This window comes from Zoogloea sp., from assembly GCF_041908905.1.
In the GTDB taxonomy this organism is placed as follows: domain Bacteria; phylum Pseudomonadota; class Gammaproteobacteria; order Burkholderiales; family Rhodocyclaceae; genus Zoogloea.
In genome coordinates, this window is record NZ_JAYREK010000033.1 from 1 (window position 1) to 20,977 (window position 20,977).

Genomic DNA, 20,977 nt, shown 5'->3' on the forward strand with positions numbered 1-20,977 from the left:
CACCTGAACAAGCCGGTCGCGCTGCCAATGCGACAGATGCACCAGCGATTGCAGGATATGTTTGAAATCAAGCGGTTTCATCGCCACCCTCCTGATTGCAGCAAAACTGTATATTCAGACAGATTGCTGGGGGTACGGTTCCACAGGCAACGGTGACATAGCCTTATTTTAAGCCGGCAGGCTCTCGATTGTAGCGGCAAATTTCGGGCATGCTTGCGTCCGTTTGAATCCTGCCGTTTCCGTCTGCCACCATGTCTTCTGCCCTCGTCTGGTTCCGTCGCGATCTGCGCGACTTCGATCATGCGGCGCTCTACCACGCGCTGAAATCCCACCGGCGCGTGTTCTGCGTCTTTGTCTTCGATTCCGAGATCCTCGATGCGCTGCCGGGCCGCGCCGACCGGCGGGTGGAGTTCATCCACGCCAGCGTGGTCGAGCTCGACGCCGCGCTGCGGGCCCGCGGCGGTGGCCTGATCGTGCGCCACGGCCCGGCGCGGGAGGAGATCCCGGCCCTCGCCGCCGCGCTGCAGGTGGATGAGGTGTTCGCCAACCGCGACTACGAGCCCCAGGCCATCGCCCGCGACGCCGACGTGGCCGAGCGCCTGCGGGTGCTGGGCATCGCCTTCAACGACAGCAAGGATCAGGTGGTCTTCGAGAAGAGCGAGGTGCTCACCAAGAGCGCCACGCCGTTCTCGGTGTTCACGCCCTACAAGCGGGCCTGGCTGGCGGCGCTGACGCCCTTCCACCTGAAGCCCTATCCGGTCGACAAATACGCCGCCTCCCTCGCCACACCGGGGCCGGACGAGCGGGTGCCCAGCCTCGCCGACATCGGCTTCGCGCCGACCAACCTGGGCGAGCTGGGCATCGCCTGCGGGATGAGCGGCGGGCGCCGGCTGGTGGATGATTTCATGAAGCGCATCGACCGCTACAAGCGCGGGCGGGATTTCCCGGCCCGCAAGGGCGTCTCCTACCTGTCGGTGCATCTGCGCTTCGGCACCGTGTCGATCCGAGAGCTGGCCGCGGCGGCCCATGCCCGCGGCGGCGAGGGCGCCGAGACCTGGCTCTCCGAGCTGATCTGGCGGGACTTTTACTTCCAGATCCTGTGGCACAACCCGCGGGTGGTGGGCGGCAGCTTCCGCCCGGAGTTCGACCGCATCGCCTGGGACGACGCGCCGGAGCTGTTTGCCGCGTGGTGCGAGGGCCGCACCGGCTACCCCATCGTGGATGCGGCGATGCGCCAGATCAACCACAGCGGCTACATGCACAACCGCCTGCGGATGATCGTCGCGTCTTTTCTGACCAAGGACCTGGGCATCGACTGGCGGTGGGGCGAAAAATACTTCGCCGACCACCTCAACGACTTCGACCTGGCCGCCAACAACGGTGGCTGGCAGTGGGCCGCGTCGACGGGTTGCGACGCCCAGCCATGGTTCCGCATCTTCAACCCGGTGACCCAGTCCGAGAAGTTCGACCCGGAGGGTGCCTTCATCCGCCGCTACCTGCCCGAGCTGGCCAGGGTGCCCGACAAGTACATCCACGCGCCGTGGACCCTGCCGCCCATCGACCAGAAGCTGGCCGGCTGCGTGATCGGCGTGGATTACCCGGTGCCGGTGGTGGACCACGCCAAGGCGCGGGAGCGCACGCTGGCGCGCTTCGGCGTGCTGAAGGGGGAGGCCGCGGGCGACGCCGCGGAGGAGTGAGCGGTGGATGTCCGGAGCCTCGTGATCGAGGCTCGAAAGGTCGAGCTTGACCCTCGGAGGCTCGAACTCGACCGTCGGAAGGTCGAGAGCGATGTGCGGAGCCTCGAGGGTCACGCTCGCAAGGTCGAACTCGACCTGCGGCGTGTCGAAGCCCGCGCGCCGCCTGCCGGGCCGGGCTCAGCGTTGGGCGCTGGCGATCAGCACGGTGCTCTCGAAGCAGAAGCCCTGGTCGTCGCGGTGGGCCTCGATGTCGTCGGCGACGGCGGCACGCAGCTGGGCCTGGGTGGTTTCCGGAAGCCGCGCGAGGGCTTCGGCCGCGCCGCCGGCGAGGTCGAGGAAGGCCTGCCAGTAGGCGTCGGCGCTGTCGAAGCGGCAGCTGAAGACATGGGGCGTGATCTCCACCGCGCCGAAGCCGGCGGCGTGGAGCAGCGCCGTGAGCGCCTCCGCCTCGCCCAGCCGGAACACCGACGGGCGCGGCACCTTGGGGGCCGGCAGCAGGCGGGCGATGCAGTCCTGGGCGCGGGAGATCAGCGGAACCCGCTCCCGTTGCCCCCACACCGACAGGGCGACCCGACCGCCCGGGCGCAGCACCCGCCGGACCTCGGCGAGGGCCCGCGCCGGCTGCGGGAAGATGAACAGCCCGAGGCCGATCAGTGCGGCGTCGAAGCAGCCGTCGCCAAACGCCAGGTGCTCGGCGTCGCAGGCGGCGGCCAGCAGATCGGGCAGCCCCTCGGTCGCTGCCCGGCGCTGGCCCTCGGCGAGCATGCCCTCGGCGATGTCGCTGGCGAGCACCCAGCCGCCGGGCAGCACCTGGCGGGCGGCGTCCCGCGCCAGCAGGCCGGGGCCGGCGGCCAGGTCGAGCACGTGCTCGCCGGGGGCGAGGGCAGCGGCGTCCAGCAGCGCGGCCTGCAGGCTGGCGCGTAGCCAGGCGCCGTCGGCGTAGCGGGCGGCGATGCGGTTGAAGCCGTTGCGTTCGAGGGCCTTGAAGCGGCCTTCGTCGAAACCGGGGGGAGGCGTTGTCGTCATCGGGGCAGCAATCCGGCAAATTGGAGGATCGGGTCGAGGTAGTCGCCCCAGCGGGTGAAGCTGTGGTCGCCGCCTTCGAGCACGGTCTGCCGCGCGCCGGGGTAGTGGGCGACGGCGGCGCGGTAGTCGAGCACCTCGTCGCCGGTCTCGACCAGCAGCCAGTAGCGCTCGGGGCGGGTAATGGCGGGCACGTCGAGGGCGCGGAGGGCTTCGATGTGGGCGGTGGTGAATTCGAAGGGCTCGCCGGTGTACATGTGGGTCTGGGGGCCCAGGTAGTCGGACAGGGTGAGCGGGGCGAGCACGCCGGGGTTCACCAGCACCGCCTGGAGGCCGTGGCGTTCGGCGAGCCAGGTGGCGTAGTAGCCGCCCAGGGAGCTGCCGACCAGGGTGGGCGGCGTGGCGCAGCGGGCGATCTGCGCCTCGATGAGGGCGATGGCCTCGGCGGCCGGCACGGGCAGCTGCTCGCACCAGAACGCATCGCCGATGCCGAGGGCGTCCATGCGCGCCTTGAGCGCCCGGGATTTCCAGGATTGGGGGCCGGAGCGGAAGCCGTGGAGGTAGATGATCATTTGAACTCGAAGCGGTCGGTCGGCCGCAGGCGGCCGGGGAGGTCGGTGGCGAGCCAGCGGCGGGCCCGCCCGTCGAGGCCCAGGTGGGCCTGCCAGAAGGCGGTGCTGGCGGCGAGCAGATTGTCGCGGAAAACCGCCGGCTCGCGGCGTATGGCGAACAGGCTCCCCTCGGCGTCGCTGGCCTGGCCGGCAAAGTCGAGGTGGTTGCCGCCGGCGAAGACGAGCAGGTATTTGTCGGGCCCGTCGATGCCGGCCGGGGCGTGGCGGTAGGGCAGCTCGCGGTTGGCGGCGCTGATGTCGGAGAGGCCCATGCCGTCGTCCCGGCTGCCGGTGAGGCCCATGAAGGGCAGCCGCAGGTGGGCGAAGCGCTGGGCGAGGCCCGGCGGGGCGTCGGGCTGACGGGCCGATGGGCTCAGGGCCAGCGTGGCGCGCAGGCGTGGGTCGGGGGGCGTGGCCGGATGGCCGGCGCGGCGTTCGCCGGCCAGCAGCTGCACCGTGACCGCGCCGAAGGAGTGGCCGGCCAGGCCGATCGGGAGGCCGGCGTGGGGCAACTGCGGGTCGTGGCCCAGGCGGCCCAGCACGTAGCGGATGTCGTCGGCGCGGCGGGCCAGCTCGGCGGGGTTCATGGCCGCCTTGAGGGCGCGGCGCAGGCCGAGGGGCGAGCCGGCGCCGAGCACACTCGCGTCGGAGCCCGGGTGCTGCACGGCCAGTGCCGCGAAGCCATGGCTGGCCCAGTGCCGCAGCCACAGGGCGCCGCCCTCGCGGGTGCCGCCGAGGCCGTGGGAGAAGAGGATCAGGCCACCCGGCCGGGGCGCGTCGGGGAGATACAGCTTGAAGGGCAGGGTGCGCGCCCGGTCGGGGTCGCTCAGCTCGCCGTGGCGGGTGCTCACCCGCCACGGGCCGGCGGCGCCCGGGTCGGGCAGGCCGCCATCGGGGATGAGGCTCAGTGGGCCGTCCATTCGACGAGGCCGAAGTGCCAGGTGGCGAGCACGACGATGCCGAAGGCGATGCGATACCAGGCGAAGGGCACGAAGTCGTGGCTGGAGATGTAGCGCAGCAGCCAGCGCACGCACAGGAAGGCGGAGACGAAGGCCGAGATGAAGCCGACGATCCACATGCCCAGGTCGTCGGCGCTGAGGAGGGCGCGTTCCTTGTAGACCTGATACACGGTGGCGACGCCGAGGGTGGGGATCGCCAGGAAGAACGAGAATTCGGTGGCGGCCTGGCGGGACAGGCCGAAGAGCATGCCGCCGATGATCGTCGAGCCCGAGCGGGAGGTGCCGGGGATCAGCGCGAAGGCCTGGGCGATGCCCATCTTCACGGCGTCGAGGGGGCGCATCTCGTCGACGCTGTGGATGCGCACCCGGTGGTTCTTGCGTTCGGCCCACAGGATCACGAAGGCCCCGAGGATGAAGGCGGTGGCCACCGGGATCGGCGCGAACAGGTGGGCCTTGATGGCCTTGCCGAAGGCGAGGCCGAGCACCGCCAGCGGCAGGAAGGCGATGAACAGGTTGAGGACCAGCCGGTTGGCCTCGCGGTCGCGGCCGAGGCCGGCAAAGGTGCGGGCGAGGCGCGCGCGGTATTCCCACACCACGGCGAGGATCGCGCCGGACTGGATGACGATCTCGAACAGCTTGCCGCGGTCGTCATTGAAGTTCAGCAGGTCGCCGGCGAGGATCAGGTGGCCGGTGCTGGAGATCGGCAGGAACTCGGTGAGGCCTTCGACCACGCCCAGGATCAGCGCCTTGAGAAGCAGGATGATGTCCATGAATGATTGATTATGCATTGCAAAAGAAGCCCACATTATAGCGCCCGTATATTTACAGGCTCGTTCGAGGCGCGTCCCCCGGGGCGTGAATCCTTCACATTCCGGTGGTCACGCGGGATATCAAGTCGGGTACGCGGCTGCCGTTATGTAAATCGACAATTCGAAACGTCCGTGCAGGCCCCCCAAGATGCTCAAGAAGATCCCCGTGTCCCGGCTTCGGCCGGGTATGTTCATCAATGAATTCTGTGGTGACTGGATGTCCCACCCGTTCTGGAGGGCCCGGTTCAAGCTGAACGGCGAGGCCGATCTGCGCCGCATCGTCGAATCCGGCATCCAGCATGTGTACATCGACACCGATCGCGGGCTGGACGACGTGGACGCGGTGGCGGCCGAGGAGGTCCAGGCCCAGGTCGAGCGGGAGATCGTCGCCGCGATGGGCCAGCCGGAAGAGCCGGTGGTGCGTGTGTCGGTGCGCGAGGAGATGGACCGCGCCAGGAAGATCCACGAGCAGGCCCACAAGGTTGTGCGTTCGATGATGGGGGATGTGCGCCTCGGCAAGGCGGTGTCCCTCGAGGACGCCGAGCCGGTGGTGGAGGCGATCACCGGCTCGGTGCTGCGCAACAGCGGCGCGCTGCTGGGCCTCGTCGGCATCAAGAACAAGGACGACTACACCTTCCTGCACTCGGTGAGCGTGTGCACCCTGATGATCGCCTTCGGGCGCTCACTCGGGCTGGCCGGCGAAGACCTGCGCCAGGGTGGCATCGGCGGCCTGCTCCACGACCTCGGCAAGATGAAGGTGCCCGATGAGGTGCTCAACAAGCCCGGCCGCCTGACCGACGCGGAGTTCGAGCTCATCAAGCGCCATCCGGGCGACGGCCATGCGGTGCTGCTCGAGACGCCGGGGATCGGGCCGGTGCCGCTGGACATCACCCGCCATCACCACGAGCGCCTCGATGGCAGCGGCTATCCGGACCGCCTGGCGGGTGACGCGATCTCGCCGATGGCGCGCATGGCGGCCATCGTCGACGTGTACGACGCCATCACCGCCGACCGCTGCTACCACAAGGGCATGCCCGCCGCCGAGGCCCTGCGCAAGATGTGGGAGTGGAGCAGCGCCCACTTCGACCAGAAGCTGCTCCAGGCCTTCATGCGCTGCGTGGGCATCTACCCGGTGGGGAGCCTGGTGCGCCTCGAATCCGGCCGCCTGGGTGTGGTGACGGAGCAGAACGAAGCCAACCTGCTCACCCCGCGGCTGCGGGTCTTCTTCAGCACCAAGGCCAACGGCTACATCAAGCCCGAGCTCGTCGACCTGAGCCGCAAGCTCGGCCACGGCGGCGGCGACCGCATCGTGTCGGCGGAGGTGCCCGAGAAGTGGGGAGTGAACCCCCAGCGCTTCCTGCTGGCGGAGTAGGCCCGTCAGCGCCGGCGGCGCAGCTGCAGGTTGAGGCTGTCCACCACCGCACTCCAGTCGGCGTCCTCGGCGATCTCGGCCCTCAGGAAGGCCGCCTGGGCCGGCGTCCAGAACGCGGCGTCGGCCAGCGGCACCGCGTCGGGCAGCGGCGCGTGGGTGCTGATGAAGGCGTCGATGGCTGCGGGTTCGTTGGGCAGGCCGAGCTGCGCGAACAGGTTGGCGAGGGTGTGGATCTGGGATTCCATGGCATTCTCCTGCGGGTTGTCGGCCGAAGTTTGGCTGCCCGGGGACGGGATCGGTTCCATCGTCATTGGCCAGTCTGGCTTGCTGATGTATATTAGACCAACCTTATTTACCCTAAAGGAAGGTCTGCCATGTTCCGCATCGCCCTGATCACCGCCGCCCTCGTCGCCGGTGCCGCCCACGCCCAGGATCTCGACGCCCTCAAGGCCGATACCCGCAAGAACGCCCTGCCGGTGCTGCCCAAGGTGGTCGGCATGATGCAGGAGACCGTCGCCGCCAAGGGCCCGGTCGAGGCGATCCCGGTGTGCAAGGAGAAGGCCCCCGAGCTCCTCAGGGAGCAGGCCGCCAAGACCGGCTGGGAGATGCGCCGGGTCAGCCTCAAGACCCGCAACCCCGAGCGCGGCACGCCGGACGTGTGGGAGGCGCGGCAGTTGGCCGACTTCAACATCCGCGCCGCCAACGGCGAGAAGATCGAGACGCTGGAGACTGGGGAGGTCGTCACCGAGAACGGCAAGCAGGTGTATCGCTACATCCGCGCCATCCCGGTGGGCGACGTGTGCCTCAAGTGCCACGGCCCGGCCGACAAACTCGACGCCGGCCTCAAGGCCCAGCTCGCCAAGAGCTATCCCCACGACAGCGCCTTCGGCTACGAGAAGGGGCAGATCCGCGGCGCGCTCACGGTGAAGCGGCCGCTGTGATCTGCCGCGCCTCGCCGCGCAGAGGCGCCCGCGGGGCTCAGAAGGTCCAGCCGTAGCCCAGGTAGGCGAGCGGCTGGAGGCGCGTCTCGACGATCGGGCTGCCGGCCTGGGCGTCGCCGAGGCGGGTCGCCATCAGCCCGAACAGCACCGAGCCGCGCTGGCCGGCAGGCCAGGCGCCGTTGATGCCGGCCTGCCACTGGGTGCCGGAGCCGGCCCGGTAGGCCGGGCGCCCCGGGGCGACCTCGGTGGGCGAGACGCCGAAGTAGTAGTCGTTCATCCGGCGGTCGTTCCAGGTGAGGCCGACGAGGCCGTTCAGGCGCAGCCCGGGCCCGCGGATCAGCGCACGCACGAACTGCACCTGCACGCTCTGGCCCTTGGAGGCACCGCCCGAGTCGAAGCCCCACTGGGCGTTCAGGGTGCCGTAGTCGGTCTGCCAGCGCAGGACCGGGCCCACGTCCACCGAGAAATCCCGGTCGTGCATGCCCTTCGTGCGCGTGCTGTCGTCGGCGTCCCAGCCGAAGCGGGCGTCCGCGGCGAGGCCGAAGCGCAGCCGGCGGTCGTCGGAATCCACCAGCCAGACGCCGGCCCGCAGCGCGTTGATGTAGAAGCGCTCGCCGAAGCTGGCCTGGATGACGGGCTGCACCATCGTGCGGAGCTCGTTCGAGCCGGAGGTGGCCGGCAGCACGCCGATGCCGAGGCCGTAGAGGTTGCCGGTGCGGGAGATGGCGGTCTCGGTCTGTTTGTCGATGGCCGCGGCGCCGACGGGTGCTGTGCCGAGGAGCGACAGGCTGGCTGCGAGGGTGAGGGCGGAAGGCCGGAGCAGGTGTGTGGTCATGGATAATCCTGATTGAGTCGGGGTGAGTGAGAGGCGTGGAGCGGGCGGTTTGTTCCCGGCGGAGCGCCGGCGAATCAGTCACCGTTCGGGTGTCGGGGGTTCGGTTGCTTGTGGAATAATCCCCGATGCCGTGTCGTATCCGGCCGCGGGCAGTCGTCGGTGTCCGGTTGTTTCGTGTCAATCAAAAAGGAGTGCTTCAATGCAGATCAAGAAACTGATGTTTGCCGCCGTCGCCCTCAGCATCGCCGCGGGCGCCAGCGCCCAGGTGAAGCCGGAAGACCAGATCAAGTACCGCAAGGCCGGCTACAGCTTCATGTCCTGGAACATGGGCAAGATCAAGGCCCAGGTCATCGACAACCCGGGCAGCTTCAACAAGGACCAGGTGGCCGCGGCCGCCAACTCGATCGCGGCGACCGCCAACTCCGGCATGGGCGCCCTGTATGGCCCGGGTACCGACAAGGACGTGGGCAACCAGAAGACCCGCGTCAAGCCGGAGTTCTTCAAGGAGCAGGACGAGGTGCGCAAGGTTGCGATGGCTTTCGCCAAGGAAGCCAACGAGCTGCAGAAGGTGGCCGCAACGGGCGACATCGCCGCCATCAAGGCCCAGTTCGGCAAGACCGGCGAGACCTGCAAGGCCTGCCACGACAAGTTCCGCAAGGACGACTGAGCGTTTCCGGCCCCAGGCGACGAAGGCTGCCGATGGGCAGCCTTCGGGGCTTACCAGGCCGGTGCGGCGGCCGGCTCGGGCGGCGGCGGAGGCGGCACCCAGGCGCCGCTGGCGCCCCAGGCGCTGGCGATGCCCACCCCGAGCGCGAGGATCAGCGCCAGCGCGCCACCACCAGTCGGGGCGCTGGCCGCCTGATCGGCACCGACTTCCCTGGTGCCGCTCAGCATCGGCCCCACCAGCCGTTCGCCCTTCACCCGGGTGTAGAAGACGATCGCCGCGATGTGCAGCGCGACCAGCGTCAGCACCAGCCAGAAGCCCTTCCGGTGCAGGCCGGTGAGCCAGTCGCTGGTATCCTTGCCGATGAGCCCGTAGAGGGGCCCCTGGAAGGCAATGTCATCGTTGGCGAAGAGCCCGCCGGCGGTCTGCAGCCCGATCACCGCAAGCAGGCCGAGCACCGACAGCGCACCCAGCGGATTGTGGCCCACGCCATGCCACTGGCCGCGCAGGTAGGCTGCGATGGCGGACGGGCCGCGCACGAAGCTGGCAAAGCGGGAGTGGGTCGAGCCGACCAGCCCCCAGGCCAGCCGGAAGCCGATGAGCCCGGCGATCAGCACCCCCAGCCGTCCGTGCCAGATCATCAGGTTGCCGCCGATCTGCCCGGTGATGACCGCGGCCGCCACGGCGGCGGCGAGCAGCCAGTGGAACAGCCGCAGGGGCAGATCCCAGACGCGAATGGTTTGCATGAATACACCCGTGGAGCATTGGCCAGCCCTGATTCTGGCATGCCTCCCGATCAAATCAACCTACCCCGACCACCCATGACAGCAATTTCGAAGCAACTCCTGATCCTGACCCTGCTTGCCGGTACCGCCGGCGCCACCTCTGCCTGCGAGCGCGGCCGTGACGACTGGCTGGGACGTGACAAGGCGGCGCATTTTGGTGCCTCCTTCGCCTTCGGCGTGGCCGGCTCGCGCCTGACCACCAGCCCCTGGGAGGCCGTCGGGCTGGCATTGATTCCCGGCGTGGCGAAGGAGCTCTACGATGCCGGGCAGGACTGCAACCGGTTCTCGTGGCGGGACATGGGCTGGAACGTGGCCGGCGCCGTGGCCGGCGTCGGAGGCGGTTACTGGATGTTCGGGCCGTCGGGAGTGAGCTGGCGCGTCCAGTTCTGACGGGTTAGACGCCCGCCTGCTTGGCCGACGGCGCGGGCTGCTCCGCTGCAGGCACCGGCCGGCCACGCGCTGCGGCGGGCGCCGGCGGGCGTGGCGTGCCGGCAGCGGGGGCCGACCGTGCCGGTTCTGGGGGCTTCAGGTGCTCATGCCGCCGGCGATGTAGCCGGACAGCTGGTCGATGGTGGCCTGCTGCTGTTCGATGACCGACTTCACCGCGTCGCCGATGCTGACGATCCCGACGATCGTGCCGCTGCTCACCACCGGGAGGTGGCGGACGTGGTTGTTGGTCATGATGTTCATGCAATCGTCCACGCTGTGGCTCGGGGAGATCGTGAGGATGTTCTGGGTCATCAGGTCGCCGACCCGGGTGTCCTTGGACGCGAGGCCGCGCAGCACGACCTTACGGGCGTAGTCGCGTTCGGTGAAGATGCCCACCAGGCGCGGCCCCTCCATCACCAGCACCGCGCTGATGTTGTGCTGTGCCATGAGCTCGAGGGCTTGCAGCACGGTGGTGTCAGGGCTCACCGAGTGGGTGGAGCCGCTCTTGCCTTCAAGAATTTGCTGGACCGTTACAGCCATTGTCTTTGTCCCTCCTTATTGTTTGTCGTGACCGGCAGGGCGACGCTCATGTCGCCCGCAAGACGCAGTGTATCGCTTCGAGGCCGGATGGCAAGAGCACGGGCCCCGGCGCGTAACCGGCCGTCCCGGCGGGCCCCCGCCGGCAGCACCGGAGCGCGTCGCGGCGTCTCGGGCGTTTATCTTCTTCTCATATCTTTCGCCCCCGCAAAACAATTGGCGTGCCCAGCACAAGCCTGATTGGTGCGCCGCAGGATAATGAGACTGATTCCGGTCATTGATCTGTCCTGACAGCGCGGGTGTCGCCCCGCGATGGGTAACCGGCGAATTCAGCGATTTTGCTTTGAAGAGGCCCGCTGCCATGCACGACATTCTGATGGGATTTTCTGCTCTCCCCGAGCCCGAGGACGGCCGCCCGGACTTCCTGCCGGGGGCTTCGTCGATGCGCATGGCCGTCCTCGGTGAGCAGGGCGGCGGGGCGGACCGGCAGGCCGAGGCACTGGAGGCCCGCGGGCATGTCGTGTGCCGTTATCGCCAGGAGCGCGAGTTGCTGCGCGATGTGGTGCGGGAGAGCTTCGACGTGCTGCTGGTCGACGATACGCTGTTCGGCCTGCGGGGCCGGAGCCTCGTGCTGCGGCTCAAGGGTTTTCCGCGCTTCGATGGGGCGGTCGTGTTCGTCAATTGCGGTCGTGACGAGCTACGTCTGGCCGAAGCTTTGGCGGCGGGGGCGGATGATTTCGTCGCCAGCGACGTCGGCGTCCGGGAGCTCGAGGCCCGCGCGAGGGCGATCCTGCGGCGGCGCTTCTCGCGGCTGTACACGATGGCTGCAGGCCTGACGTTCGGCCCCTATCGTTTCGATCCCTACGGACGCCTGGTCCACTTTAATGGGCTGACGGTGGGCCTGACCCGCAAGGAGCATGGGCTGGCGCTGTTCCTGTTCAGCAACGCCGGGCGCCTGATCTCCCGCGGGCACCTGCTCGACATGGTCTGGCGCCGCCGGACCGTGTCGCCGTCGCGGACCCTCGATTCCCACATCAGCCGGATCCGTCGCAACCTTCAGCTCGATTGCAGCAACGGTTTCGAGCTGGTGGCGGTGTATGGCAGCGGTTACCGGCTCGACCGGTGCCCCGGGGCTGCGCTGGAGGCGCTGCCGGCGCGGCCTGGCGGGCGCAGTCCGGTGCTGCCGTGTGACCGCGTGACGGCCTGAGGGGGCGGAGTGCCTATCCTGGGTACGAGCGTGATCCGCTTGGCACCGGCCGCCTGATTTGAGCGCCGGCGGGCGCGATCCGCCGCGGGGCGTGATCCAGTCGGCGGTCGAGGGCCGATCCAGCTCCTAAGCTGCAAAGATGAAAAGCAGTTCAGGAGTCAAATCATGGAAGCTCTGATGATGAGCGTTATCGGCGTGTTCGCCCTCGGCGTCGTCGGCTGGGAGCTGTGGAGCGCGCGGGCCAGGGCCCAGGACCGGATTCCCGCCGACTGGCAGCTCATGCTGGCGCGGATCGCCAATGAACAGGAGCTCGGCCATCATCGGCACGCGCGGCAGGCCATCCTGCAGGCCTGCCGGCGTATCCACACCGATCAGGACGGCGTCCGCATCGCCCGGCACCTGCATGGGCGCCTCACCCGTCTGCTGTCGCGGGACCCGGTGTATGGCGAGGTGGTGCGGGCGATCCGCTCGGCCTGCGTCGATGAGCCGGCGGTGAGCGAGGTGGCGCTGTGCCTTGCGCTGGGGAATTACCTCATCGAGGATATCCGCCAGTGCATGGCGATCGCCGAGGGGCTGGGCCAGATCCGGCGGCGTGACGACGGCGGCGATGCGCTGGTGATTCCTCGCCCGACGCCAACCGCCTGACCGCCCGGCGATCTCCGCCAAAGCAGAACGCCCGCTTGTCAGCGGGCGTTCTGCTTGTGGGGGCGTCAGATCTCGAGGTTGTCGATGAGGCGGGTGGTGCCGAGCCTGGCGGCTGCCAGCACGACCAGCGCCGCGTCGTCGCCCGCCGGGGGCTGCAGGTCGCTGCGGCGGCGCACGGTGACGTAGTCCGGATGCCAGCCGTGGGCGGCCAGTTCGGCCATCGCCTCGGTTTCGAGGCGCAGGAAGTTGCGTTCGCCGGCCCGCACGCGCTCGCGGATCGACACCAGCTGGCGGTTGAGGCGGGGCGCCTCGGCGCGCTCGGCGGCACTCAGGTAGCCGTTGCGCGACGACAGGGCGAGGCCGTCGTCGGCGCGGATGGTCTCGCCGGGGATGATCTCGATGGGCAGCGCCAGTTCGCGCACCATGTTGGAGAGCACCATCAGCTGCTGATAGTCCTTCTTGCCGAACAGCGCCACCTGGGGCCGGACGATGTTGAACAGCTTCAGCACCACCGTGGCCACGCCGCCGAAATGGCCCGGGCGCACCGCGCCTTCGAGGATGTCGGTGTGGGCCGCATCCGGGACCACGTGGTAGCGCTGGGGCGTGGGGTACATCTCCTGCTCGTCGGGGGCGAAGAGGTGGTCGACGCCGGCTTCGGTGAGCTTGGCGCAGTCCTGCTCGAAGGTGCGCGGGTATTTGTCGAAGTCTTCGCGGGGGCCGAACTGCAGACGGTTCACGAAGATGCTGGCCACCACCACGTCGGCGTGCTGGCGGGCCTGGCGCATCAGGTCGAGGTGACCGTCGTGGAGGTTGCCCATGGTGGGGACGAAGGCGACGCGCCCGGCGCCGGCGAGGGCGGCGCGCAGGCCGGCGATGGTCGGATGGATCTGCATGGCGGTGTTCAGTAGCTGTGTTCGGGGCCGGGGAAGCGGCTTTCGCGCACGTCGGTGACGTAGCGGGTGACGGCGTCGTCGATGCTCGACGCGCCTTCCATGAAGTTCTTGGCGAAGCGCGGCCGCTTGCCGGGGAAGACGCCGATGAGGTCGTGGAGCACCAGCACCTGGCCGTGGCAGTCGACGCCGGCGCCGATGCCGATGGTGGCCATCGTGGTGAGGCTGGCGCTGACTTCGGCGGCGAGGGGCGCGGGCACCATCTCCATCACCATCAGGGAGGCGCCGGCCTGTTCGAGGGCGAGGGCGTCGGCCTTGAGGATGGCGGCGCCCTCGTCGCTGCGGCCCTGCACGCGGTAGCCGCCGAGCTGGTGGACGGCCTGCGGGGTGAGGCCGATGTGGGCACACACCGGCACACCCCGCTCGACCAGGAAGCGCACCGTCTCGGCCATGAAGGCGCCGCCTTCGAGCTTGACCATGTGGGCGCCGGCGGCCATCAGGCGGGCGGCGTTGCGCATGGCCTGGGACGGGCTCTCGGCGTAGCTGCCGAAGGGCATGTCGGTGACGATGAGCGGGCGCGAGCTGCCGCGGGCCACGCACTCGGTGTGGTAGGCCATCTGCTCCATGGTGACCGGCAGGGTCGTCTTCTGGCCCTGCAGCACGTTGCCGAGGGAGTCGCCGACCAGGATCACGTCGACGCCGCAGCGCTCGAGCAGGGCGGCAAAGCTGGCGTCGTAGCCGGTGAGCATGACGATCTTGCGGCCCTCGGCGCGCATCTTGCCGAGTTCGAAAAGGGTGACGGGTTTGCTGTTTTCCTGCAGATAGCTCATTGCGGTTTCCTCCTCGCGGCGCGAGTTAAACGCAATCCTGTGCGGGGCACAAGAGGGCGACGGGGCAAAGACAAGCTGAGGGGCGACGGGCGCCGGGCAGTGTTGCACCGGGGCGACAGCGCGGGAGGGGCGAAGCGGCCCTCCCCGCTGGCCGGCGCGCGCCGGGGTGGGAGTTCAGGCCGAGTAGCCGAAGAACTCGCGGTAGCTGCGCATGGCGTGCAGCCGGGAGTAGAGCAGCTCGAAGTCCTCGTCCTTGTCGACGGGGTTGAGGGTTTCGGCATTCACGATGAAGAGCGGGGCCGCATCGTAGTGGTGGAAGAAGTTGGCATAGTGTTCGGCGACCCGCTGCAGGTAGGCCTCGCTCATCCGGCGCTCGGCCTCGACGCCGCGGTGGCGCACGCGCTCGATCAGGATGTCGGGCTGGGCCTGCAGGTAGATGACGAGGTCGGGCTTGCGGATGCTGGGCTTGAGGCGCTCGTAGAGCTTGCGGTAGAGCTGCAGCTCGTCTTCGGCGAGGTTGAGCTCGGCGAACAGCGGGTCCTTGGCGAGGAGGAAATCCGACACCACCCGGCGGGCCGGGTCGTGGTGCAGGGAGAAGTCCACCAGCTGCTCGCTGCGCTGGAACAGGAAGGCGATCTGGGTCGGCAGTCCCCAGCGCTCCGCGTTCTGGTAGAAGCGCCCGAGGAAGGGATTGGCGGCCGGGTTTTCGAGCAGCACGTCGGCATTCAGGCGTTCGGCCAGGCGCTTGGCGAGGGTCGTCTTGCCGGCGCCGATGGGGCCCTCGACGACGATGTAACGCGCTTTTTCGAGCATGGGGTCTGACCGCCTTTCAGGCGCGGAAGATGAAGTAAACGGCGCCTAGGATACACAGGCCAGCCCACAGATAGTCAAGCTTGAGCGGCTGCTGCATGTAGAAAATGGCAAAGGGCACGAACACCGTCAGGGTGATCGCCTCCTGCATGATCTTGAGCTGGGCGAGGTTGAGTTCGGTGGCGCCGATGCGGTTGGCCGGCACCTGCAGCAGGTACTCGAAGAGGGCGATGCCCCAGCTCACCAGGGCCGCCACGTACCACGGCGCGGTGGCGAGGTTCTTGAGGTGCCCGTACCAGGCGAAGGTCATGAAGACGTTGGAGGCGGCCAGCAGCAGGGCCGTCTGGAACCACACCGGCATTACATCGGCTCGCTGCGTTCGATGGCCTGGCCGGCCACCGCCGGCAGGAAGGCGCGGGCCGCGCCGAGGCCCGGCAAGTCGACATGGGGGGCGATCTCGAGGAGCGGCAGCAGCACGAAGGCCCGCTCGTGCATGCGCGGGTGGGGCAGGGTCAGCTCGGCGCCCCCGACAACGGCCTCGCCGTGCAGCAGCAGGTCGAGGTCGAGGGTGCGCGGGGCGTTGGGCACGCTGCGCACGCGGCCGTGGCGGGCCTCGATGGCGAGCAGGGTGCGCAGCAGCGGCAGGGCTTCGAGGGCGGTGTCGACGGCCACCACCGCGTTGATGAAGTCGGGCTGGTCGACAAGGCCCACCGGAGCGCTGCGGTACAGCGACGAGCGGGCGACGACCCGGGTGCCGGGCAGCGCGTCGAGGTCGGCCACCGCGGCGCGCAGGTGGGCGACGGGCTCGCCGAGGTTGGCGCCCAGCGCCACGTAGGCGCGGGTGGTGCTCATTCGGCGGCCGGTGCCGTGCTGCCGGCGGGCTTCCTGCGGCGGCGGCGTTTCTTGGCGGGGCCGGCCTGGTCGGGCACCAGCATGTCGGCGCGGGCGTCGGGGTTGGCGTCGGCGAAGGCGTCCCACCAGTCGGGCAGCTCCATCGGGAGCTCGCCGGATTCGGCGCGCAGGCGCAGGAAATCCCACCCGGCGCGATAGCGCGGCTGCTCGAGCAGGCGGTAGGGCGTCTTGCCGGCGCGCTTCTCGAAGCGCGGTTGCAGGGCCCAGATCTCCTTGATGTCGCCGGCGATGCGGCGGGTGATCGCCAGCTTGCCCGACTGCTTGTCGAGGACCGCGTCCATCGCCTCGAAGAGGGCGGGCTGGGCGTGCTCGCCGGCGGCCTTGCGGGCCTCCCAGTCGGCCAGCACCTCGTGCCACAGCAGCGTGGCGAACAGGAAGCCCGGCGACACCGGCTTGCCCTGGCGCACGCGCTCGTCGGTGTTCTCGAGGGACAGCCACACGAAGCGCTCGCCCAGCGGCTGTTCGAGGATCACGTCGAGCAGCGGCAGCAGGCCGTGGTGCAGGCCCTCCTCGCGGAGCTGGCGCAGGCACTTGACCGCGTGGCCCGACATCAGGAGCTTGAGCATCTCGTCGAAGAGCCGTGCCGGCGGCACGTTCTCGAGGAGCTCGGCCATCTCGCGGATCGGCGCGCGGGCGGCCGGGTCGATGGAGAGGCCCAGCTTGGCGCCGAGGCGCGCGGCGCGCAGCATGCGCACCGGATCTTCGCGGTAGCGCACGCGGGGGTCGCCGATCATGCGCAGCGTCTTTTGCTGCAGGTCGGCCACGCCGTGGTGGTAGTCGATGACCGTCTCGGTGGAGGGGTCGTAGTACAGCGCGTTGACGGTGAAGTCGCGGCGGGTGGCGTCCTCGGCCATCGAGCCGAACACGTTGTCGCGCAGCACGCGGCCGTGCTCGTCGGTCTCGGTGGATTCGGCGTCCTGCATGGCGCGGAAGGTGGAGACCTCGATGGTCTCGGGGCCGCTCATCACATGCACGATCTTGAAGCGCCGGCCGATGATCCGCGAGCGGCGGAAGAGGGCGCGGACTTCTTCGGGGGTGGCGCTGGTGGCCACGTCGAAATCCTTGGGCACCTGGCCGACGATGATGTCGCGGACGGCGCCGCCGACCACGTAGGCCTTGTGCCCGGCTTCCTGCAGCACGACGCACACCTTGTTGGCGGCGGGGGAGATCGATTCGCGGCGAACACCGTGGCGCTCCACGGGGATCACGGCGGGTTCGGGGAGGGTGTTGGCGGGTGCGGCGCGGCGGAAGACTCGGCGCAGCAGTTTGCGGATCATCAGTGGGGCTTGGTCATTCGTTGTCAAGTCGCGCATGATAACCCATCGACAGGCCCGGATTGACCCGCCCGCGCGGGTTTTGTGATGTGTTTGCCCAGGGGCCTGTCTTCGGCTTGCAACTTTTCTGGTGGGTTCATCGATGCTGCGCTTTTCTGCCAACCTGTCCTTCCTGTTCCTCGACCGTCCCTTCCTCGAACGCTTCGCGGCCGCCGCCGCCTGCGGCTTCAAGGGCGTGGAGTTTCACTTTCCGTACGACTTTCCCGCCGACGAGGTGCGCGACGCGGCGCGCCGGGCCGGGGTCGAGGTGGTGCTGTTCAACTTTCCGCCGGGCGACTGGGCGGGCGGCGAGCGGGGCGTCGCCTGCCTGCCCGACCGGATCGCCGAGTTCCGCGACGGGGTCGAACTGGCGGCGCGCTACGCCGAGGCGCTGGATTGCCCGCGCCTCAACTGCCTCGCCGGCCGACGCCCGGCGGCGTGTAGCGAAACCCTGATCGCGACGACCCTGGTGGACAACCTGCGCCATGCCGCCGACGCCCTTGCGCCGGCCGGCCGCGAGGTGCTCACCGAGCCCCTCAACAGCCGGGACACCCCTGGTTTCTATCTCGACCGCACGGCGCCGGCGCTGGCGCTGCTCGCCGCCGCGGGCCGGCCCAACCTGCGCCTGCAGTACGACCTCTACCACGCCCAGGTGATGGAGGGCGACCTGGCGCGGACCCTGGAGCGTCATCTGCCGGTGATCGGCCACATCCAGCTGGCCGACAACCCGGGGCGCCACGAACCGGGCACCGGCGAGATCAACTTTCCCTTCCTGTTCCGCCATCTGGAGGCCATCGGCTACGACGGCTGGATCGGCGCCGAGTATGTGCCGAGCGCGGCGAGCGCGGCGAGCGAGGCGTCGTTCGGCTGGCTGCGGGGCGTTGAGGCGGACCACGCCGGGCGGGGCTTTACCCCTCTGCCTGCCGGCGTCTAGACTCCGGACACCCATTCCCCAACCCATGCAGGAGGACGGTCGATGCGCGCCATTGCCCCCGACGCAGGTAGTCCCGGCCAGGCCGAGCGTGATTTTTCCCAGGTAGACAAGCATCGCCTGCTCGCCGCGCTGGCCCGGGTGCTGCCGCCCGCCTGCTTGCTCCACGACCCGGAAGACCTGCGCCCCTACGAATGCGACGGCATGGCCGCGCTGCGCCAGCTGCCGCTGCTGGTGGCGCTGCCCGAGACCGAGGCCCAGGTGGTCGAGATCCTCAGGATCTGCTTTGCGCAGGGAGTGCCGGTGGTGGCGCGAGGCGCTGGCACCGGGCTCTCCGGCGGCGCCCAGCCACACCGCTTCGGGCTGGTGCTGTCGCTGGCGCGCCTCAAGAAGATCCTGCACATCGACGCCCACGCCCGCCGGGCGGTGGTGCAGCCCGGCGTGCGCAACCTCGCCATCTCCGAGGCCGCGGCGCCCCACGGGCTGTATTACGCGCCCGACCCGTCTTCGCAGATCGCGTGCACGATAGGGGGCAACGTGGCCGAGAACTCCGGCGGCGTGCATTGCCTCAAGTACGGCCTCACGCTGCACAACCTGCTCAAGGTGCGCGGGGTGACGATGGCCGGCGAGATCGTGGAGTTCGGCAGCCTGGCGCTGGACGCGCCGGGCTACGACCTGCTGCCGCTGGTCACCGGCTCGGAGGGCATGCTGGCGGTGGTCACCGAGGTCACCGTGCGGCTCACCCCCAGGCCCCAGCTCGCCCAGTGCGTGCTGGCGGCCTTCGACGACGTGGTGAAGGCCGGTGACGCGGTGGCGGCGATCATCGCCGCCGGCATCATCCCGGCAGGCCTCGAGATGATGGACCAGCCGGCCACCGCGGCGGTCGAGGAGTTCGTGCGCGCCGGCTACCCCCTCGACGCCCAGGCGATCCTGCTGTGCGAGGCCGACGGCACGCCCGAGGAGGTCGCCGAGGAGATCGCCCGGGTGCGGGCGCTGCTCGAAGCCGGCGGCGCCACCGAGGTCCGCGTGTCCCGCGACGAGGCCGAGCGCCTGCGCTTCTGGGCCGGGCGCAAGGCGGCCTTTCCGGCGGCCGGGCGGATCTCGCCCGATTACTACTGCATGGACGGCACCATCCCCCGCAAGCGCCTCGGCGAGATGCTGCAGGCCATCCAGGCGATGGAGCGCAGACACGGCCTGCGCTGCATCAACGTCTTCCACGCGGGCGACGGCAACCTGCACCCGCTGATCCTCTTCGACGCCAACCAGCCCGGCGAGCAGCACCGGGCCGAGGCCTTCGGTGCCGAGATCCTCGAGCTGTCGGTAACCCTGGGGGGCACCATCACCGGCGAACACGGCGTGGGCATCGAGAAGATCAACCAGATGTGCAGCCAGTTTGCGACGCCCGAGATCCTGGCCTTCCACCGGGTCAAGGCGGCCTTCGACCCAGCCGGCCTGCTCAACCCGGGCAAGGCCATCCCGACCCTCAACCGCTGCGCCGAATACGGCCGCGAGCGGATGGGCGGCGCCCATCCGGCAGCCCATCCCGAGCTGCCCCGCTTCTGATGGAAACGATGTCCGAGGGCTGGCTGCAGTTCCTGTTCATTGCGGTGCCGGTGTTGTCCCTGATCGGCTCGTGGATGGCCTTGCGCACCGCGGGGCGGCTCGCCGAGCGCCGGCGCGAGGGCGCCAACAAAGTGGAGGGAGATCCCCGTGAATGATCAGATCGACGCCTGGCGCGAGCAGGTGCGGGCCGCCGCGGCGGCCGGCGGCCACCTCGCCATCCGGGGCGGCGGCACCAAGGCCTTTTACGGCCGCGCCGAGGCGGGCGTGCCCCTCGACACTCGCGCCTGGCGCGGCATCGTCAATTACGAACCCTCCGAGCTGGTGGTGACGGTGCGCGCCGGCACGCCGCTGGCCGAGCTCGAAGCCCTGCTGGCGGCGCACGGGCAGATGCTCGCCTTCGAGCCGCCGCGCTTCGCGCCCGGCGGCACGGTGGGCGGTTGCGTGGCGGCGGGCCTCGCGGGGCCGAGGCGGGCGGCGGTGGGGGGCGTGCGCGACTTCGTGCTCGGCGCCCGCCTCATCGACGGTCGCGGCGAGCTGCTGCGTTTCGGTGGCGAGGTCATGAAGAACGTGGCTGGCTACGACGTCTCCCGGGCCCTGGCCGGCAGCCTCGGCACCCTGGGGCTGATCGTCGAGGTGTCGCTCAAGGTGCTGCCGCGTCCCCCCGCCGAGGCCAGCCTGCGCTTCGCGCTCGACGAAGCGGCGGCCCTGCACCGGCTCAATGCCTGGGCGGGCCAGCCGCTGCCGATCTCGGCCAGTGTCTGGGCGGGCGGCGTGCTCACGCTGCGGCTCTCCGGCGCGGCGGCGGCGGTGGAGGCGGCCCTCGGCCGGCTCGGCGGCGAGCACCTGCCGGACGCGGAGGCCGACGCCCTGTGGGCCGGCCTGCGGGACCACGGCGACCCCTTCTTCGCCGGCGAGGCGCCCCTGTGGCGGCTGTCGGTGCCCAGCGACGCGCTGGCGGTGGCGCTGCCCGGCACCCAGCTGGTGGAGTGGGGCGGTGCCCAGCGCTGGCTGCGCGCCGACGCGTCGGCGGAGGCGATCCGCGCCCGCGCCGCGGCCCTCGGCGGCCACGCCACCCTGTTCCGCCACGGCGAGCGCAGCGGCGAGGTCTTCCATCCGCTCCCGGCGCCCCTGTGGGCGCTGCAGCGCACTCTCAAGCAGGCGTTCGACCCGGCCGGCGTGTTCAACCCCGGCCGTCTTTACGGAGGGCTGTGAGC

General features: G+C 69.7%; 25 protein-coding genes. 11 read left to right on the forward strand and 14 right to left on the reverse strand.

Going from position 1 to position 20,977, the window contains the following annotated elements:
- Positions 1–251 precede the first annotated feature (251 nt).
- Positions 252–1,697 carry a deoxyribodipyrimidine photo-lyase gene (locus tag ACE3OU_RS14730; RefSeq protein WP_374242306.1) on the forward strand — a complete coding sequence of 482 codons (1,446 nt, stop codon included), beginning with the start codon at positions 252–254 and terminating at the stop codon, positions 1,695–1,697.
- A gap of 177 nt (positions 1,698–1,874) precedes the next feature.
- On the opposite strand, the gene ACE3OU_RS14735 is transcribed toward ACE3OU_RS14730, so the two are convergent.
- The 4 genes from ACE3OU_RS14735 to ACE3OU_RS14750 are packed head-to-tail and all read right to left on the reverse strand — an operon-like array spanning position 1,875 to position 5,060.
- Positions 1,875–2,723, reverse strand: coding sequence for a class I SAM-dependent methyltransferase (locus ACE3OU_RS14735; RefSeq protein WP_374242307.1), 849 nt, complete (start codon positions 2,721–2,723; stop codon positions 1,875–1,877).
- Positions 2,720–3,292: a YqiA/YcfP family alpha/beta fold hydrolase gene (locus tag ACE3OU_RS14740; RefSeq protein ID WP_374242308.1), complete on the reverse strand. Its 573-nt coding sequence runs from the start codon at positions 3,290–3,292 to the stop codon at positions 2,720–2,722. The genes ACE3OU_RS14735 and ACE3OU_RS14740 overlap by 4 nt, the downstream gene beginning before the upstream one ends.
- Positions 3,289–4,251 (reverse strand): alpha/beta hydrolase family protein, encoded by a 963-nt coding sequence (locus tag ACE3OU_RS14745; RefSeq protein ID WP_374242309.1) that lies wholly within the window; start codon positions 4,249–4,251, stop codon positions 3,289–3,291. The genes ACE3OU_RS14740 and ACE3OU_RS14745 overlap by 4 nt, the downstream gene beginning before the upstream one ends.
- Entirely contained in the window at positions 4,236–5,060 is an 825-nt protein-coding gene (locus ACE3OU_RS14750) for an undecaprenyl-diphosphate phosphatase (RefSeq protein ID WP_374242310.1), read from the reverse strand. The genes ACE3OU_RS14745 and ACE3OU_RS14750 overlap by 16 nt, the downstream gene beginning before the upstream one ends.
- A gap of 187 nt (positions 5,061–5,247) precedes the next feature.
- On the opposite strand from ACE3OU_RS14750, the gene ACE3OU_RS14755 reads away from it, so the two are divergent.
- Complete coding sequence (locus ACE3OU_RS14755) at positions 5,248–6,471, forward strand: HD-GYP domain-containing protein (protein WP_374242311.1); 1,224 nt, start codon at positions 5,248–5,250, stop codon at positions 6,469–6,471.
- A gap of 5 nt (positions 6,472–6,476) precedes the next feature.
- Here the strand turns inward: ACE3OU_RS14755 and ACE3OU_RS14760 are convergent, their stop codons facing one another.
- On the reverse strand, positions 6,477–6,716 hold the full coding sequence (locus ACE3OU_RS14760) for a DUF2789 domain-containing protein (RefSeq protein ID WP_374242312.1): 240 nt from the start codon (positions 6,714–6,716) through the stop codon (positions 6,477–6,479).
- Between the two features lie 129 nt (positions 6,717–6,845).
- Here ACE3OU_RS14760 and ACE3OU_RS14765 point away from each other — a divergent pair, with 129 nt between their 5' ends.
- Positions 6,846–7,412 (forward strand): DUF3365 domain-containing protein, encoded by a 567-nt coding sequence (locus tag ACE3OU_RS14765; protein ID WP_374242313.1) that lies wholly within the window; start codon positions 6,846–6,848, stop codon positions 7,410–7,412.
- A 37-nt stretch (positions 7,413–7,449) separates the two neighbouring features.
- Here ACE3OU_RS14765 and ACE3OU_RS14770 read toward each other — a convergent pair whose 3' ends face one another.
- Positions 7,450–8,247, reverse strand: coding sequence for a MipA/OmpV family protein (locus ACE3OU_RS14770; protein ID WP_374242314.1), 798 nt, complete (start codon positions 8,245–8,247; stop codon positions 7,450–7,452).
- A gap of 199 nt (positions 8,248–8,446) precedes the next feature.
- On the opposite strand from ACE3OU_RS14770, the gene ACE3OU_RS14775 reads away from it, so the two are divergent.
- Positions 8,447–8,914, forward strand: coding sequence for a cytochrome c (locus ACE3OU_RS14775; protein WP_374242315.1), 468 nt, complete (start codon positions 8,447–8,449; stop codon positions 8,912–8,914).
- A 50-nt stretch (positions 8,915–8,964) separates the two neighbouring features.
- Here ACE3OU_RS14775 and ACE3OU_RS14780 read toward each other — a convergent pair whose 3' ends face one another.
- A complete protein-coding gene (locus ACE3OU_RS14780; protein WP_374242316.1) occupies positions 8,965–9,657 on the reverse strand; it encodes a cytochrome b/b6 domain-containing protein in 693 nt (230 codons plus the stop codon).
- Positions 9,658–9,732: 75 nt separating this feature from the next.
- On the opposite strand from ACE3OU_RS14780, the gene ACE3OU_RS14785 reads away from it, so the two are divergent.
- A complete protein-coding gene (locus ACE3OU_RS14785; protein ID WP_374242317.1) occupies positions 9,733–10,086 on the forward strand; it encodes a hypothetical protein in 354 nt (117 codons plus the stop codon).
- A 135-nt stretch (positions 10,087–10,221) separates the two neighbouring features.
- On the opposite strand, the gene ACE3OU_RS14790 is transcribed toward ACE3OU_RS14785, so the two are convergent.
- Complete coding sequence (locus tag ACE3OU_RS14790; RefSeq protein WP_374242318.1) at positions 10,222–10,665, reverse strand: CBS domain-containing protein; 444 nt, start codon at positions 10,663–10,665, stop codon at positions 10,222–10,224.
- Positions 10,666–11,023: 358 nt separating this feature from the next.
- On the opposite strand from ACE3OU_RS14790, the gene ACE3OU_RS14795 reads away from it, so the two are divergent.
- Entirely contained in the window at positions 11,024–11,869 is an 846-nt protein-coding gene (locus ACE3OU_RS14795) for a response regulator transcription factor (RefSeq protein ID WP_374242319.1), read from the forward strand.
- 165 nt (positions 11,870–12,034) lie between these two features.
- Complete coding sequence (locus tag ACE3OU_RS14800) at positions 12,035–12,514, forward strand: hypothetical protein (RefSeq protein ID WP_374242320.1); 480 nt, start codon at positions 12,035–12,037, stop codon at positions 12,512–12,514.
- A 65-nt stretch (positions 12,515–12,579) separates the two neighbouring features.
- Here ACE3OU_RS14800 and panC read toward each other — a convergent pair whose 3' ends face one another.
- The 6 genes from panC to pcnB all read right to left on the reverse strand — a co-directional run bounded on the left by panC (position 12,580) and on the right by pcnB (position 17,233).
- Positions 12,580–13,407 carry a pantoate--beta-alanine ligase gene (panC, locus tag ACE3OU_RS14805; protein ID WP_374242321.1) on the reverse strand — a complete coding sequence of 276 codons (828 nt, stop codon included), beginning with the start codon at positions 13,405–13,407 and terminating at the stop codon, positions 12,580–12,582.
- Between the two features lie 8 nt (positions 13,408–13,415).
- Positions 13,416–14,234, reverse strand: coding sequence for a 3-methyl-2-oxobutanoate hydroxymethyltransferase (gene panB, locus ACE3OU_RS14810; protein ID WP_374242322.1), 819 nt, complete (start codon positions 14,232–14,234; stop codon positions 13,416–13,418).
- A gap of 174 nt (positions 14,235–14,408) precedes the next feature.
- Positions 14,409–15,047 (reverse strand): deoxynucleoside kinase, encoded by a 639-nt coding sequence (locus ACE3OU_RS14815; protein ID WP_374242323.1) that lies wholly within the window; start codon positions 15,045–15,047, stop codon positions 14,409–14,411.
- Between the two features lie 16 nt (positions 15,048–15,063).
- A complete protein-coding gene (locus tag ACE3OU_RS14820; protein ID WP_374242324.1) occupies positions 15,064–15,405 on the reverse strand; it encodes a DMT family protein in 342 nt (113 codons plus the stop codon).
- Complete coding sequence (gene folK / locus ACE3OU_RS14825; RefSeq protein ID WP_374242325.1) at positions 15,405–15,896, reverse strand: 2-amino-4-hydroxy-6-hydroxymethyldihydropteridine diphosphokinase; 492 nt, start codon at positions 15,894–15,896, stop codon at positions 15,405–15,407. Before folK ends, ACE3OU_RS14820 begins: the two co-directional genes overlap by 1 nt.
- Positions 15,893–17,233 carry a polynucleotide adenylyltransferase PcnB gene (gene pcnB / locus ACE3OU_RS14830; protein WP_374242326.1) on the reverse strand — a complete coding sequence of 447 codons (1,341 nt, stop codon included), beginning with the start codon at positions 17,231–17,233 and terminating at the stop codon, positions 15,893–15,895. The genes folK and pcnB overlap by 4 nt, the downstream gene beginning before the upstream one ends.
- 139 nt (positions 17,234–17,372) lie before the next feature.
- Between pcnB and hyi the strand changes: the two genes are divergently transcribed.
- The 4 genes from hyi to glcE are packed head-to-tail and all read left to right on the forward strand — an operon-like array spanning position 17,373 to position 20,975.
- A complete protein-coding gene (hyi, locus tag ACE3OU_RS14835) occupies positions 17,373–18,203 on the forward strand; it encodes a hydroxypyruvate isomerase (protein WP_374242327.1) in 831 nt (276 codons plus the stop codon).
- A 42-nt stretch (positions 18,204–18,245) separates the two neighbouring features.
- Positions 18,246–19,763 carry an FAD-linked oxidase C-terminal domain-containing protein gene (locus ACE3OU_RS14840; protein ID WP_374242328.1) on the forward strand — a complete coding sequence of 506 codons (1,518 nt, stop codon included), beginning with the start codon at positions 18,246–18,248 and terminating at the stop codon, positions 19,761–19,763.
- Positions 19,763–19,918 carry a hypothetical protein gene (locus ACE3OU_RS14845; protein ID WP_374242329.1) on the forward strand — a complete coding sequence of 52 codons (156 nt, stop codon included), beginning with the start codon at positions 19,763–19,765 and terminating at the stop codon, positions 19,916–19,918. The genes ACE3OU_RS14840 and ACE3OU_RS14845 overlap by 1 nt, the downstream gene beginning before the upstream one ends.
- Positions 19,911–20,975: a glycolate oxidase subunit GlcE gene (gene glcE, locus ACE3OU_RS14850; protein WP_374242330.1), complete on the forward strand. Its 1,065-nt coding sequence runs from the start codon at positions 19,911–19,913 to the stop codon at positions 20,973–20,975. The genes ACE3OU_RS14845 and glcE overlap by 8 nt, the downstream gene beginning before the upstream one ends.
- The last annotated feature ends 2 nt before the right edge of the window (positions 20,976–20,977 follow it).

Excerpts from the sequence above, each read along its gene's own strand:
- pcnB (WP_374242326.1), bottom strand. The coding sequence starts at position 17,233 with ATGATCCGCAAACTGCTGCGCCGAGTCTTCCGCCGCGCCGCACCCGCC.
- ACE3OU_RS14775 (WP_374242315.1), top strand. The coding sequence starts at position 8,447 with ATGCAGATCAAGAAACTGATGTTTGCCGCCGTCGCCCTCAGCATCGCC.
- ACE3OU_RS14815 (WP_374242323.1), bottom strand. The coding sequence starts at position 15,047 with ATGCTCGAAAAAGCGCGTTACATCGTCGTCGAGGGCCCCATCGGCGCC.
- panB (WP_374242322.1), bottom strand. The coding sequence starts at position 14,234 with ATGAGCTATCTGCAGGAAAACAGCAAACCCGTCACCCTTTTCGAACTC.
- ACE3OU_RS14795 (WP_374242319.1), top strand. The coding sequence starts at position 11,024 with ATGCACGACATTCTGATGGGATTTTCTGCTCTCCCCGAGCCCGAGGAC.
- folK (WP_374242325.1), bottom strand. The coding sequence starts at position 15,896 with ATGAGCACCACCCGCGCCTACGTGGCGCTGGGCGCCAACCTCGGCGAG.
- panC (WP_374242321.1), bottom strand. The coding sequence starts at position 13,407 with ATGCAGATCCATCCGACCATCGCCGGCCTGCGCGCCGCCCTCGCCGGC.
- hyi (WP_374242327.1), top strand. The coding sequence starts at position 17,373 with ATGCTGCGCTTTTCTGCCAACCTGTCCTTCCTGTTCCTCGACCGTCCC.
- ACE3OU_RS14845 (WP_374242329.1), top strand. The coding sequence starts at position 19,763 with ATGGAAACGATGTCCGAGGGCTGGCTGCAGTTCCTGTTCATTGCGGTG.
- ACE3OU_RS14765 (WP_374242313.1), top strand. The coding sequence starts at position 6,846 with ATGTTCCGCATCGCCCTGATCACCGCCGCCCTCGTCGCCGGTGCCGCC.
- ACE3OU_RS14785 (WP_374242317.1), top strand. The coding sequence starts at position 9,733 with ATGACAGCAATTTCGAAGCAACTCCTGATCCTGACCCTGCTTGCCGGT.
- ACE3OU_RS14820 (WP_374242324.1), bottom strand. The coding sequence starts at position 15,405 with ATGCCGGTGTGGTTCCAGACGGCCCTGCTGCTGGCCGCCTCCAACGTC.
- ACE3OU_RS14780 (WP_374242316.1), bottom strand. The coding sequence starts at position 9,657 with ATGCAAACCATTCGCGTCTGGGATCTGCCCCTGCGGCTGTTCCACTGG.
- ACE3OU_RS14750 (WP_374242310.1), bottom strand. The coding sequence starts at position 5,060 with ATGGACATCATCCTGCTTCTCAAGGCGCTGATCCTGGGCGTGGTCGAA.
- ACE3OU_RS14800 (WP_374242320.1), top strand. The coding sequence starts at position 12,035 with ATGGAAGCTCTGATGATGAGCGTTATCGGCGTGTTCGCCCTCGGCGTC.
- ACE3OU_RS14760 (WP_374242312.1), bottom strand. The coding sequence starts at position 6,716 with ATGGAATCCCAGATCCACACCCTCGCCAACCTGTTCGCGCAGCTCGGC.
- ACE3OU_RS14790 (WP_374242318.1), bottom strand. The coding sequence starts at position 10,665 with ATGGCTGTAACGGTCCAGCAAATTCTTGAAGGCAAGAGCGGCTCCACC.
- ACE3OU_RS14740 (WP_374242308.1), bottom strand. The coding sequence starts at position 3,292 with ATGATCATCTACCTCCACGGCTTCCGCTCCGGCCCCCAATCCTGGAAA.
- ACE3OU_RS14840 (WP_374242328.1), top strand. The coding sequence starts at position 18,246 with ATGCGCGCCATTGCCCCCGACGCAGGTAGTCCCGGCCAGGCCGAGCGT.
- ACE3OU_RS14755 (WP_374242311.1), top strand. The coding sequence starts at position 5,248 with ATGCTCAAGAAGATCCCCGTGTCCCGGCTTCGGCCGGGTATGTTCATC.
- ACE3OU_RS14770 (WP_374242314.1), bottom strand. The coding sequence starts at position 8,247 with ATGACCACACACCTGCTCCGGCCTTCCGCCCTCACCCTCGCAGCCAGC.
- ACE3OU_RS14735 (WP_374242307.1), bottom strand. The coding sequence starts at position 2,723 with ATGACGACAACGCCTCCCCCCGGTTTCGACGAAGGCCGCTTCAAGGCC.
- ACE3OU_RS14745 (WP_374242309.1), bottom strand. The coding sequence starts at position 4,251 with ATGGACGGCCCACTGAGCCTCATCCCCGATGGCGGCCTGCCCGACCCG.
- ACE3OU_RS14730 (WP_374242306.1), top strand. The coding sequence starts at position 252 with ATGTCTTCTGCCCTCGTCTGGTTCCGTCGCGATCTGCGCGACTTCGAT.